Source organism: Pseudonocardia sp. ICBG1142 (assembly GCF_020496255.1).
Classification (GTDB): Bacteria; Actinomycetota; Actinomycetes; order Mycobacteriales; family Pseudonocardiaceae; genus Pseudonocardia.
On sequence record NZ_JAHLJC010000003.1, the window covers coordinates 379,576 to 393,342 of the forward strand.

At 74.8% G+C, this 13,767-nt stretch carries 6 protein-coding genes; 4 read left to right on the plus strand and 2 right to left on the minus strand.

Annotated features, from left to right (window positions below; genetic code table 11):
- Positions 1 to 48 precede the first annotated feature (48 nt).
- The 4 genes from KPL59_RS01990 (at position 49) to KPL59_RS02005 (ending at position 10,331) form a co-directional block, all read left to right on the plus strand.
- Positions 49 to 5,139 carry a SpoIIE family protein phosphatase gene (locus tag KPL59_RS01990; RefSeq protein WP_226359721.1) on the plus strand — a complete coding sequence of 1,697 codons (5,091 nt, stop codon included), beginning with the start codon at positions 49 to 51 and terminating at the stop codon, positions 5,137 to 5,139.
- A gap of 202 nt (positions 5,140 to 5,341) precedes the next feature.
- Positions 5,342 to 8,839 carry a carboxylic acid reductase gene (car, locus tag KPL59_RS01995; protein WP_226359722.1) on the plus strand — a complete coding sequence of 1,166 codons (3,498 nt, stop codon included), beginning with the start codon at positions 5,342 to 5,344 and terminating at the stop codon, positions 8,837 to 8,839.
- A gap of 221 nt (positions 8,840 to 9,060) precedes the next feature.
- Entirely contained in the window at positions 9,061 to 10,119 is a 1,059-nt protein-coding gene (locus KPL59_RS02000) for an acyl-CoA desaturase (protein ID WP_226359723.1), read from the plus strand.
- A gap of 47 nt (positions 10,120 to 10,166) precedes the next feature.
- Positions 10,167 to 10,331, plus strand: coding sequence for an RGCVC family protein (locus KPL59_RS02005; RefSeq protein ID WP_226359724.1), 165 nt, complete (start codon positions 10,167 to 10,169; stop codon positions 10,329 to 10,331).
- 30 nt (positions 10,332 to 10,361) lie between these two features.
- Here KPL59_RS02005 and KPL59_RS02010 read toward each other — a convergent pair whose 3' ends face one another.
- Both KPL59_RS02010 and KPL59_RS02015 read right to left on the minus strand, forming a co-directional pair.
- A complete protein-coding gene (locus tag KPL59_RS02010; protein WP_226359796.1) occupies positions 10,362 to 12,371 on the minus strand; it encodes a methyltransferase in 2,010 nt (669 codons plus the stop codon).
- Positions 12,372 to 12,387: 16 nt separating this feature from the next.
- On the minus strand, positions 12,388 to 13,611 hold the full coding sequence (locus KPL59_RS02015; RefSeq protein ID WP_226351754.1) for an ISAs1 family transposase: 1,224 nt from the start codon (positions 13,609 to 13,611) through the stop codon (positions 12,388 to 12,390).
- Between the last annotated feature and the right edge of the window lie 156 nt (positions 13,612 to 13,767).

The following is a 13,767-nucleotide window of genomic DNA, read 5'->3' on the forward strand; positions in this document are numbered from 1 at the left end:
TCGTCGGCTAGATTTCGTCGAGCTCCGACGGGGCGGGGAAAGAGGCACATGCGAGGCGACGACGACGCGGACGATCCGGGCCCGCGTCCGGCGGGGACCGACGGCCCACCCGGCCCGAACCGCGCTCCCGCACGCCCGGGTCCGCCGCCGGACCTGGTCAACGCCGCCATGGCAGCACACGACTGGTCCGCCCACCCGCTCGGCCCGCCCGAGCGGTGGTCGCCCGAGCTGCGCAGCGTCGTCCGGATGCTGCTCGACTCCAGGTTCTCGATGTGGATGGCGTGGGGCCCTGACCTCACGATATTCTACAACGACGCCTACCGGCGCGACACGCTGCGCGACAAGCACCCGTGGGCGCTCGGCCGCTCCGCCCGCGAGGTGTGGGCCGAGGTCTGGGACGACGTCGGCCCGATGATCGCGTCGGTGCTCGCCGGCGGAGGGGCCACCTGGAGCGAGGACCTCCTGCTGTTCCTCGAACGCAGCGGCTACCTCGAGGAGACCTACCACACCTTCTCCTACAGCCCGCTGCACGAGGACGGCGCCGTCGCGGGGATGCTCTGCGTGGTCACCGAGAACACCGACCGCGTGCTCAGCGAACGCCGCATGCAGACGCTGCGCGACCTCGCCGCCGACCTGGGGCCGACCCGGACCCGGGCGCAGGTGTACTCCGCGGCCGGGCGGGCGCTGGCCCGCAACCCGCAGGACCTGCCGTTCGCCCTGGTCTACGAGTTCACCGAGGACGGCGGGACCGGGCTGGTCGGCTCCACGGGCGTCGCGCCGGACGCGCCCGTGGCCGACCCGGCGGGCTGGCCGCTCGCCGCGGTGCGCGAGGGCGGCACGGCCGTCGTCGACGACCTCGCCGCCCACCTGCCGGAGCTGCCCCGCGGCGCCTGGGACCGGCCGCCGTCGCACGCCGTGCTGGTCCCGCTCGCCGGGGCGCAGGGCGAGACCCTGATCCGGGGCGCACTGGTCGTCGGACTGAACCCGTTCCGGCTGTTCGACGAGCGCTACCGAGCCTTCGTCGACCTCCTGGCGGGCCAGGTCGAGGCCGCGCTGGTCGCCGCGGGCGCCTACGAGGCCGAGCGTGAGCGTGCGGAGGCGCTCGCCGAGCTCGACCGCGCCAAGACCGACTTCTTCTCGAACGTCAGCCACGAGTTCCGCACGCCCCTGACACTGATCATGGGACCGGTCGAGCAGCTGCGCGACGCCCCGCCGGAGCCGGACCGGCTCGCCGCGGAGCTCGACGTCGTGCACCGCAACGCGTTGCGCCTCGGACGGCTCGTCACCACGCTGCTCGACTTCTCCCGACTGCAGGCCGGACGGCTGCGCGCGACGTTCGAGCCCACCGACCTCGCCGCCTTCACCACTGAGCTGAGCAGCCTGTTCCGGTCGGCGATGGAGCGCGCCGGGCTGGACTACACGGTGGACTGTCCGCCGCTGCCCTGCCCGGTCCACGTCGACCGGGAGTCCTGGGAGAAGGTCGTCCTTAACCTGCTGTCCAACGCGCTGAAGTTCACCCTGGACGGCCACGTCGCGGTCGCCCTGCGCGCCGACGGCGACAGCGCGGTCGAGCTGACCGTCGCCGACACCGGGGCCGGGATCCCCGCCGAGGAGCTGCCCCGGCTGTTCGAGCGGTTCCACCGCATCGCCGGCACCCGCGCCCGCTCGACCGAGGGGTCGGGCATCGGGCTCGCCATGACCCGCGAGCTGGTCACCCTGCACGGCGGGACGATCACCGCGGCGAGCACACCGGGCACCGGCACCACCTTCACCGTCCGGATCCCGACCGGCACCGCGCACCTCGATCCGGACCGCGTCGCCGACATCGGGTCCGGGAGCGCACCCACCGCGACGTCGGAGGCGTTCGTCGGCGAGGCGCTGCGCTGGCTGCCCGGCCCGGCACCGGCCCCGGCACCCGTCCCGGCGGACGTCGCGGGTCCGGACGCGCCGGCCTCCGCGGGCCGGATCCTCGTCGCCGACGACAACGCCGACATGCGCGAGTACCTGCAGCGGCTGCTGGCCGACCGGTACGAGGTCCAGCTCGTCGAGGACGGGAAGTCCGCGCTGACCGCGGCCCGGGAACGCCCGCCGGACCTCGTCGTCACCGACATCATGATGCCCGTCCTCGACGGCATGGAGCTGCTCGCAGCGCTGCGCGGGGACCGTCGGACGGCCGGGGTGCCGGTCCTGCTGCTCTCCGCCCGCGCCGGTGAGGAGGCCGCGATCGAGGGCCTGGGCGCCGGTGCGGACGACTACCTGGTCAAGCCGTTCTCCGCGGCCGAGCTCGTGGCCCGGGTCAACGCCCACCTGAAGCTGGGGCGGGTCCGCCGCGAGGCCGAGGCCCGGTTCACCGCGATGGCCGACCTGGCACCGGCCCTGATCTGGGTCGCCGACCCGGACGGCGCGCGGACCTACGTCAACTCCGGCTGGCAGGAGTTCACCGGCCGGGAGGCCTCCGCCGACCTCGACGACGGCTGGACCGACGGGCTGCACCCGCACGACCGGCAGCGCTACCGCAACCGGTTCTCCCGCGCGGTCGCGTCCGGGACGGGCTGGCAGATCGAGTACCGGCTCCGCCGCGCCGACGGCGCCTTCCGCTGGATCCTCGAGCACGCCGTCCCGCTGCACACCGACGCCGACGGGGCCGTGACCGGCTGGGTGGGCAGCGGCACCGACATCACCGTGCGCTACCGCGAGTCCGAACGCCAGGCGCTGCTCGCCCGGCTCAGCCGGGAGCTGGACACCGCCGAGGACGTCGACCACCGGCTGCGGCGCCTGACCGCGCTGCTCGTCGAGACCCGGCTGGCCGACGTGTGCACGGTCCGCCGCGTCGACGAGGCCGGGCAGCTCGTCCGCGCCGCCGGGGCCGCTCCGGACACCACGACCGAGGCGCTGCTCGACGAGCGCCCCGACGAGACCTCGTTCGGCCGGCAGGTGCTCGACGCCGGTGCCGCGGTCCTGTGGGACGACACCGCCCCCGGCGCGACGGTCCCGGGCTCGGTGATCCCGGCACGCTCCGCGGTCGGGGTCCCGCTGACCGCGCGCGGCCGGACGCTGGCCGTCCTGGTCCTGGTGCGGGGCCCGCAGACCACGCCGTACGCCCCCGACGACATCGAGCTCGTCACCGACCTCGCCGACCGCGCCGCGCTCGCACTCGACAACACGCTGCTGCTCGCGGACGAGCGGGCCAACGCCGACCGGCTGGCGCTGCTGCAGCAGGCCACCGCCGAGCTGTCGGCGGCCGCCGACCCGACCGAGGTGGCCCGGACCGTCGTCACCCACCTGCGGGCGCTGCTCGGCCCCTGCCGCATCGCGGTCTACGAGCTCGACCCGACCGCCCAGCACCTGCGGGCGCTGGCCCTGCACGACGTCGCCGACCCGCAGGCGTGGCAGGAGGTGCCGCTGAGCTCGCCGATCCCGGCCGCGGTGACCGCCCGCGAGGCCCGCGCGCTGTGGCTGGAACCGGGCACCGACTGGCGCGAGCGCCACCCGCAGACGGCCGAGCTGCTCGACCGCCTCGGCCACCTGACCGTCTTCACCCTCCCGCTGGTCACCGCCGCCCGCACCGTCGGCGTCATCGCGACCGCGTTCATGACGCCGCGGCCGCTGCCCCCCAGCGAGCGCGCCACCCTGCTCGCCCTGACCGACCCGGCCGCGCAGGCCCTCGAACGCGCCCGGCTCTACCGCGCCGAGCGGGAGGTGGCGCACACCCTGCAGCGCACGCTGCTGCCCATCCGGCTGCCCGACCTCGACACCGTGGAGATCGCGGTGCGCTACCAGGCGGGCACCGCGGGCACCGAGGCCGGCGGCGACTGGTACGACGTCGTCGACCTCGGCGACGGGCGGATCGGGCTGTCGGTCGGCGACGTCGTCGGGCAGGGCGTCGCCGCGGCCGCGGTGATGGCCCAGCTGCGCACCGTCCTCTCCGGCGCCGTCCGCCAGGGTCGCGACCCCGCGTCCGCGCTGGAGCTGCTCGACGAGTTCGCGACCTGGATCCCCGGCGCCCGCTACTCGACGGCGGCCTGCGTGGTCGTCGACCCCGGCCGTGGGGAGCTGCGCTGGGCACGGGCCGGGCACCTGCCCGTGCTGGTCGTCGACGAGGACGGCGGCGGCTACCTCGCGGGCGGGCACAACCCCGTCCTGGGGATCCGCGGCCGACCGGCCTTCCGCGAGGGGATCGCCCCCATCGCCGCCGGGCAGACGCTGGTGCTCTACACCGACGGGCTCGTCGAGCGCCGCGGCGAGGTCGTCGACGACGGGCTGGACCGGCTGGCCGGGATCGCCACCGAGGTGGCCGGGCTGCCGCCGGAGCAGTTCGCCGGGCAGATCATCGACCGGGCCCTGGCCGGCGCCGCGCACACCGACGACGCGGCGCTGGTCTGCGTCCGCGTCCTGCCGGCCGACATCGACCTCACCGTCCCCGGGTCCGCCCGGGAGCTGAGGGGCATGCGCCGCCGGGTCCGGCGCTGGACCGACCAGGTGGGTCTGGGCGAGGACCTCGGCGACGACCTGGTCCGCGCGATCGACGAGGCCGCCGCCAACAGCGTCGAGCACGGCTACGCCGGGTTCGACCCGCCCGGTGACGTCCGGCTCCACCTGGGCTACACGCCGTCGGGCGGGGTGAGCGCGTGTGTCTCCGACGACGGCCGATGGCGGCCGCCGCCGAGCGACCCCGGCCACCGCGGGCTCGGTCTGGCGATGATCAGGGCGATCGCGACCAGCAGCGAGATCGAGCACACCGACGGCGGGACGGCGGTGCACATGCGGATCGCCCCGACGGCCCGTCCCACCGCGCCGCACTCCGCGGCGGTCCACCGGCCGCGGGCGTCGGAGGACCGGCGGACCACCGTGCTGCGCGAACACGGACGCCGCGACGGGGTCGTGCGGGTGCTGCTCGACGGTGACCTCGACCTCGCCGGTGCCGGGGACGTGCGGGACCGGCTGCTGGAGCTCGCCGCGTCCGGGTCGGTCGACCTGGTCGTGGACGGCGCCGCCTACGTCGCGAGCAACGGCGCCGCGCTGCTCGCCGAGGCGGGCGACCGCGCGGCCGCCGGTGGGCACCGCCTGCGGATCACGGTGTCGCCCGGACCCGCCCGGCGGGCCCTGGAGCTCGTCGGTCTGGGTCCGCTCCAGCCCTGATCACGGCTGTCGACAAGCGCTCTACGAAAAGCGCACGACGCGTGCTCAAACCACGAATGCTTGTGTCGCGCAAGCACATCGCGACGACAATCACATGGTCCAAGGTCGTTTCGCGGAGTAATATTTAGGAAAGCTAACCCCTGGTGGCCGTCCCTCCCGGACGGGCCGGAGGACGCGAACGGACGAGGAAGTGGGTGCCTGAGTGAACGTCACCGATCCGGAGGCCCGGGCCGAGCGCCTGGCGGCGGACCTCGACGAGAACGATCCGCAGTACCGGGCCGCGAGGCCCGACGAGACCGTCCGCGCGGCCGCACTCGAGGCGGGACCCGGTCTCGCCGCCGCGGTCGACCGCATCATGACCGGCTACGGCGACCGGCCTGCCCTCGCCCAGCGCGACACCGAGCCCTACACCGATCCCGCGACCGGCCGGACGTCCCTGCGGCTGCTGCCCAGCTTCTCCACCCTCAGCTACGCCCACGCCTGGGAGCGGGCCCGCCGACTCGCCACCGCCTGGGCGGCCGCCGGTGTCCGGCCGGGCGAGTTCGTCGCGACGATCGGGTTCACCAGCACCGAGTACGCGACGGTGGACCTCGCCGTCGTCGCCCTCGGCGCTGTCGCGGTGCCCCTGCAGCCCAGCTCGGCGCTGCCGCAGCTGCAGGCGATCGTCGACGAGACCGCACCGGTCGTGCTCGCCACGAGCCAGGAGTACCTGGGCAAGGCCGTCGAGCTGGCCCGCGCCGCCGAGCGGACCCCACGCCTGGTCGTGTTCGACCACCACCCCGAGATCGACGACGAGCGCGAGGCCCTCGCCGAGGCCGCCGTCGCGCTGCCCACGGTGCAGACCCTCGACGAGGTCCTGGACGGCGCCGCGCAGCTCCCGCTCGCCCCGCTGCACTCCCCCGACGGCGACGACGACCCCCTCGCGGTCCTGATCTACACCTCCGGCAGCACCGGCGCCCCGAAGGGGGCGATGTACCCGCAGCGGGCCCAGTGGCGCGCCTGGAGCGGCCACGCGATGAGCCTGCCCGCCACCCGCCCGACGATCAGCCTGAACTTCATGCCGCTCAGCCACATGATGGGCCGGACGGTGCTGCTGAGCACGCTCGGCTCCGGCGGCACCGCGTACTTCGTCGCCCGGTCGGACCTGTCGACCCTGTTCGAGGATCTCGCGCTCGCCCGGCCGACCGAGTTCCACGTGGTGCCGCGGATCTTCGACATGCTGTTCCAGCTCTTCCAGTCCGAGCTCCACGCGCGTTCCGGTGACGGCGGGGACCCGGCCGCCGCCGAACGGGCCGTCCTCGACGACCTGCGCGAGCGGGTGCTCGGCGGCCGGATCCTGCGTGCACTCGTCGGCAGCGCCCCCATCTCCCCGGAGATGAAGGAGTTCGCCCAGGCCGTGCTCGGCGTGCCGCTGCACGAGGGCTACGGCTCCACCGAGTGCGGGGTCGTGCTCATCGACGGCGTCGTCCAGTCCCCGCCGGTGACCGCCTGGAAGCTGGTCGACGTCCCCGAGCTCGGCTACCACACCGACGACCACCCGCACCCGCGCGGTGAGCTGCTGGTGCGGACCGACGACATCTTCCCCGGCTACTACCACCGCCCCGAGGTCACGTCCTCGGTCTTCGACGACGACGGCTACTACCGCACCGGCGACATCATGGCCCAGGTCGGGCCGGACCGGCTCGTCTACGTCGACCGCCGCAACAACGTGCAGAAGCTCTCCCAGGGCGAGTTCGTCGCCCTGTCCAAGGTGGAGGCAGCCCTCACCCACGACCCGGCGATCCGGCAGGTCTTCGTCCACGGCAACAGCGACCGGCCCTACCTGCTCGCCGTCGTCGTCCCGTCCCAGGACCTGCTCGACCGCGTCTCCGACCCGCAGGAGCTGCACGGCGAGCTGACCGCGGCGGTGCAGCGCACCGCGCGCCGTGCCGGCCTCGAACCGTACGAGATCCCGCGCGACCTGATCGTCGAGCCGGAACCGTTCAGCATGGCCAACGGCCTGCTCTCCGACATCCGCAAGCTGCTGCGCCCGCGGCTGCGCGAGCGCTACGGCGAGCGGCTCGACCAGCTCTACGCCGAGCTGGCGCGCGCCGAGAACGACGAGCTGGCCGCGCTGCGGGCGAGTGGTGCCGACCAGCCGGTGCAGGAGACGGTGATCCGCGACGCCCGGGCGCTGCTCGGCGCCTCCAGCACCGAGGTCACGCCGGACGCGACGTTCCTCGACCTGGGCGGCGACTCGCTGTCGGCGCTGAGCTTCTCGAACCTGCTGCACGACGTGTTCGGCGTCGAGGTCCCGGTCGGCGTCGTCATCAACCCGGCCGGTGACCTGCGGTCGGTCGCCGCGCACATCGAGCGGCTGCGCGACGGCGACGCCGTCCCGACCCCGGCGAGCGTGCACGGACCCGACGCCGTCGAGATCCGGGCGGAGCACCTGCGCCTCGACGCCTTCCTCGACCCCGCCACCCTCGCCGCCGCCCCCGGGCTGCCCGCGCCGGCCGCGGGCGAGCCGCGGACCGTGCTGCTCACCGGGGCCACCGGCTTCCTCGGCCGCTTCATGTGCCTGGACCGGCTCGAACAGGCCGCGCGCACCGGCGGCACCGTGGTCTGCGTGGTCCGCGGTTCCGACGACGCCGCCGCCCGCCGCCGGCTCGACGAGACCTTCGACTCCGGCGACCCGGAGCTGCTGCGTCACTACCGCGCGCTCGCCGAGGAGCACCTGGAGGTCCTCGCGGGCGACCTCGGCTCGCCGCGGCTCGGACTCGACGAGCCGACCTGGGAGCGGCTCGCCTCCGAGGTCGACGTCGTGCTGCACCCCGGTGCGCTGGTCAACCACGTGCTGCCCTACGGCCAACTGTTCGGCCCGAACGTCGTCGGCACCGCGGAGGTCGTGCGCCTCGCGCTCACCACCCGGCTCAAGCCGGTGGTGTACCTGTCGACGATCGGCGTCGCCGACCAGATCCCGGCGGGCTCGTTCGCCGAGGAGACCGACATCCGCGAGATGAGCGCGGTCCGCCACGTCCACGACGGCTACGCCAACGGCTACGCCATGAGCAAGTGGGCCGGCGAGGTGCTGCTCCGCGAGGCGCACGACCTGTGCGGGCTGCCGGTCACGGTGTTCCGGTCGGACATGATCCTGGCCCACACCCGCTGGGCCGGGCAGCTCAACGTGCCGGACGTGTTCACCCGGCTGATCGTCACCCTGCTCGCGACCGGGCTGGCCCCGGCGTCGTTCTACGAGCCGGGCCCCGACGGGGGCCGGGCCCGCGCGCACTACGACGGGCTGCCGGTCGACTTCAGCGCCGCCGCCGTGGACGGGATCGGCACCGACGGCTCGGCCGGGTTCCGCACCTTCCACCTGTTCAACCCGCACGACGACGGCATCTCGCTCGACACCTTCGTCGACTGGCTGGTGGAGGCGGGCCACACCATCACCCGTCTCGACGACTACGTGGAGTGGCGCGACCGGGTCGAGACCGCACTGCGCGGGCTGCCCGAGCAGCAGCGCAAGCACTCCCTGCTGCCGGTGCTGCGCTCCTACGACAAGCCGGCCGACGCCGTGCCCGGCAGCGCGGCGCCGACGGCGGCGTTCCGGGCCGCGGTGCAGGCGGCCCGGCCGGGCGGCTGGACCGACATCCCGCACCTGGACCGGGCGCTGATCGAGAAGTACGCCGCCGACGTGCGGCTGCTCGGCCTGGTCTGACCGGGACCGTGACACACGGTGCGGCCCCACCGATTGCCGGGGCCCGCACCGTGTGTCACGGTACGGGGACGTGACCGTGCCGTCCCGTGGCGCGGCTCCTCCCGTGGCGCGACCGGCCGGGTCCCGTGGTCGCCCCGCCCCGGCGGCTCGGTCCGACGCGTCGGCCGCGCGGTCGTCAGGACCGCCCGCCACGTGTCCCGAGGGCCGACCGGAGCACACGCATGACGACGTCCCCACCCGCGGGCACGCCCGCCCACCCCACCCCTGCGACGACGGCGGGCGGGTTCGGTGAGCTCGCCGCCCTGGTCTCCGACGCCGGCCTGCTGCGCGAGGCCCGCCGCCCCTACCTGCTGCTGTTCGCGGCGAACGCGGTCCTGCTCGCCGGTGGCGTCATCGCGTTCGTGTGGATCGGGCCGTCGTGGTGGCAGCTGCTGCTCGCGGTGTTCTTCGCGGTCGTGACCACGCAGCTGGCCTTCATCGGCCACGACGCGGGCCACCGCCAGATCTTCGCCGGCCGGCGCGCCAACGACGTCGTCGGCCACCTCCACGGCGGGCTGGTCGGGCTGAGCTACGGCGCCTGGGTCACCCAGCACACCGCCCACCACGCCCACCCCAACCACGCCGACGACGACCCGGACATCGACATCCCGTTCCTCGCCTTCAGCCCCGAGCAGGACGCCGCCGCACGCGGGCCGGTCCGGTGGATGATCGGCCACCAGGCCTACCTGTTCCTCCCGCTGCTGTTCCTGGAGGGCTGGAGCCTGCACGTCACCGCCGTCCGGGCGGTCGTCCGTCGTCAGGTCCCCCGCCCGCGGCTGGAGGCGGCGCTGCTCGTCGCGCACGCGGTCGGCTACCTGGGCGCGGTGTTCTGGGTGCTCGACCCGCTGCAGGCGGTCGCCTTCGTCGTCGTCCACCAGGGGCTGTGGGGCGTGTACATGGGACTGGCGTTCGCGCCGAACCACAAGGGCATGCCGGTCGTCCCGGCGGGCCTGCGGCTGGACCACCTGCACAAGCAGGTGTCGACCTCGCGCAACGTGCTCGGCGGCCGGGTGCTCGACCTCGCGATGGGCGGCCTGAACTACCAGATCGAGCACCACCTGTTCCCGCGGATGCCGCGCCCGCACCTGCGTCGCGCCCAGCCGGTCGTGCAGGCGTTCTGCGCCGCCCACGGCCTGCCCTACACCCGCACCGGGCCCCTGCGCTCCTACGCCGAGGTCCTGCGTCACCTGCACGCCGTCGGTGCCCCGCTGCGCCGCCCCGCCGGTCCACCGGCCACCTGACCCGTCCCCGGGTCCGCTCGGGCAACCTCCGGAGGAGCACCACCAGCATGGACGACCGGCACCCCGCCCCCGACACCGACGACACCCGCCCCGGCGACCTCTGCCCCGTCTGCCCGCACCCCTGGGAGGACCACGACGCGATCGACCGGAGGTTCTGCTCGGCGAAGATCGCGGGCGGGTCCTCGCAGGGGTGCGTCTGCCGGAAGGGGTGACCGGGCCGCGCCGTCCGGCCGTCGGGGCGGCTACGTCGCCACCAGCAGCTGCTGCCCCAGCACCCGGAGCGGGTCGGTGGCACCGGGCAGCGCGGCGACCGGCCGCAGACCGGCGGCGGCGAGCTCGGCCCACCACTGCCGCTCGGTGAGGAAGATCCGGTCGGTGCCGGCGCGCAGGTCCCCGCTGCCGGCGGCGGCCGTCCCCGGGCGTGCGGACATGAGGAACTGCATCGACACCAGCGCCGGCCGGTGCTCCCGGGTCGACTCGACCAGGGCCAGCACCCCGCCGGGGGCCAGCACCCCGCGGACGGCGGCGAGCGTCGTGCGGACGTCGACGGCGTTGTGCAGGACGTTCGCCGCGACGACGAGGTCGTGGCGGCCGTCGTGGGCGGCCAGGTCGGTCGTGACGTCGAGCAGCGCGGTCCGCACCCCGGGGAACCGGGTCGCGGCCAGGTCGAGGAAGAACCGCGAGACGTCGGTGAACAGGTAGTCGACCGGCGCCTCCCCCAGCCCGTCGAGGACGGCGCGGGTGCTGCCGCCGACGCCGCCGCCCAGCTCCAGCACACGCAACGGCTCCGCCCGGGTCCGTGCGACGGTCGCGGCGAGGTGGGCCAGCGCCCCGTTGAGGTAGGTGTTGATCGTGTTGTCCTGGTAGCTCGCCAGGGCGGTCGCGATCTCGCCGTCGGGGAACAGCAGCGCCTGCAGCGGCACCTCGTCGCGCAGCAGCTCGGGCAGGTGGGCCATGGCCGCGGCGAAGAACTCGACCATCGCGGGCGGGTAGCCCAGGTCGGTGCAGGCCGCGTGCAGCGCGCCGTCCGGCTGCGGCCCGGGGTCGCCGTGCGCGGCGAGCTCGGCCCGCCACCGCCGCACCAGCCACGCGTGCCGCGGGGCGACCTCCGGGTCCCCCGCGTCGAGCACCCGGGCCATGGCGTGCAGCGCGACGGCGTCGAGCCGGGCGACCGCGTCGGTGGGCCCCGCGGTCCCCGCCGGGGCACCGTCGGGCAGCGCGGCCCGGCCCGCGGCGTCGGCCGCCGCGACGTCGTCGGGCCCGACGAGGGGCAGCACGACCGTGGCGTCGGCGCCGGCGAGACGCCGCGCGAGCGGCCCGACCCGGCTCCGCACGAACGCGGGGAGCGGCTCGTGGGCCCGGCCGGGGCCGGCGAGCGCCTCGCCGGGGCGGACGCCGGCGGAGGCGGGCCGGGCGACCGCCAGCAGCTCGGGGTCGTCCGGGTCGAGCAGCACGGCGGCGTCGTGACCGGCGAGGTCGGCGCGCAGCCGGGCCGCGGTGACCGCGTGCGGGCCGGGCCGCAGCAGCGCGTTGGGGATGCCGCGCAGCAGGACCGGCTCCGGTCCTGCCAGCGGGTCGCCGGTCCAGTCCAGGACCCGCGGGACCGGGCCGGGGGCCGCGTCGACGTGCAGGACGACGTCGAACCGGTGGCGCGACAGCTCGGTGTCGTCGGTGAGGGTCTTGGCGTGCACGGCGGCGGCGATCCGGCGCCCGCCCGCCAGCGCGGCGGTGACGAGGGCGACGGGGTCGACCAGCAGCTCGCGGTCCGCGGCGGCCCGTTCGGCGACGGTGCGTGCCAGGGCGTCGTCGTCGAGGGCCGGTTCGGTGGCGGCGACGGTCTCCCGCCAGTGCCGCAGGTGCAGACCCGCGTGCCGCACGTCGCCGACGACGACCGTCCCCCCGGCCGCGACGACCGCGGTCGCGGTGCGGAGCACCTCGGTCAGGTAGGGCAGGTCGGGGAAGCACTGGGTCACGGAGTTGATCACCACGCAGTCCGGTGCGCGCCCGCCGAGGGCGTCCGCCACGGCGGCGGACCGGGCCTCGTGCGCGGCGGCCCGCACGACCGTCACCCCGGGCCGGGCGGCGGCGCGGTGCCGGTCGACGACGTCGCCCGCGATGTCGGTGCCCACGTAGGCGTCGACGTGCGGGGCGATCCGTTCCAGCAGCATCCCGGTGCCGCAGCCCAGCTCCAGCACCCGGCGCGGACGGGCGGCGAGCACGAGCTCGGCCGTGCGGTCGGCCCACTCCCCCAGGGCCCCGGCAAAGTCGCTAGATGATCTTGTAGGTGGTCAGTGGTCGATGGGGGTCGCGGGCGTGGTGGCGGAGTGCTGCGGCGATGTTGCTGACGCCGTGCAGGCGTAGCGCGGTGATCGCGAGGTTCCGCAACGCCGACATGACCTGCGGGGCGTGACCGGTGTGGGCGGTGGCGCGGTCTTCGTCGAAGCAGACATCACGGACCCAGTGCAGGCGATTCTCGATCGACCAGTGCCCACGGATCCAGCGGGCGAGCAGTCCTGGATCGGCGTCGGTGCTGGTCAGGCTGGTGATCGCGTAGGCGGTCTCGGTTCTCCACTTCCCGCCAGGCCGCAGTGGGCGACGCCGGCGCACCAGCTTGATCGCCTGGGATGCGTGGGGGAAGAACTCTGCGCCCAGGTCGGGACAGGGGTGCAGGCTGACCACGCTGATCGTGCGGGTCTCGACGCGGCCGTGCCCACGCCCGCGTTGACGATCAGCGACGCCGATCTGGGTCCAGGGCAGCGCCCGTACCCGTGCCAGCAGCGTGGGCTGGTTCGCTTTGATCGTCATCAGGTAGTGCCCGCCGCGGCGGTGTAGGTAGTCGGCGTGGGCTCGCTGGGTGTGCAGAGCGTCCGCGGTGACCAGTACATCGTCGAGGTCGAGGGGGTCGAGCAGCGCGGTGAACGCGGTGATCTCGCTGCCCTTCTCTGCGACCTGAACCTGGCCGAGCACGCCACCGCTGGTCTGGTCGAGCACCGACACCAGATGCGGGAGCCAGACCCTGCCGTCGGCGGCACGGACGCGGGCGCCGCGCAGGGTCTTGCCGTCCAAGGCCAGCACGCGACGCTGTTCTCGCCGGGGTGTGCCCTCCGCCGCCGGCTGGGCGCTGAGCTGGGGCAACACCCAGGACTGCAACGCCGCCTCCAGCGCCGAGGCGTCGACCCGTTGCAGGACCCGGCGGATGGTCGACTCGTGCGGAGCGACCGCGCCCACCCCGAGCACGTCCAGCACGGCGCGGCCGACGTCATGGGCGTACTCGGCGATCGCGGTGAACGACCGGGCCCCCGCCAACACCGCGCACGCCCCCAGTAGCAACACCGCGAGGACACCGTGGCGGACACCGCGTGGTTTCCGCGGGTCCGGCACTCGCGACAGGGCCTCCACCAGCGACAACCCCGCCGCCTCACCGACCGGCGCGGCTCTCCCCGCGTCAGGACCGACCTCCAGGCCTTCCAGAGCAGCAACGATCGGAGACACTGACACTGCGGACACAGGCTTCCTGACGTGAGCAAGGATTCGACACCCTCATGATCACGCCAAGCCTGTGTCCGCACCCACCCCCACCCCCCACATCACCGCAGCTCAGGACCCACCCATCACGACTTTGCCGGGGCCCTGCCCACTCCCCCATGT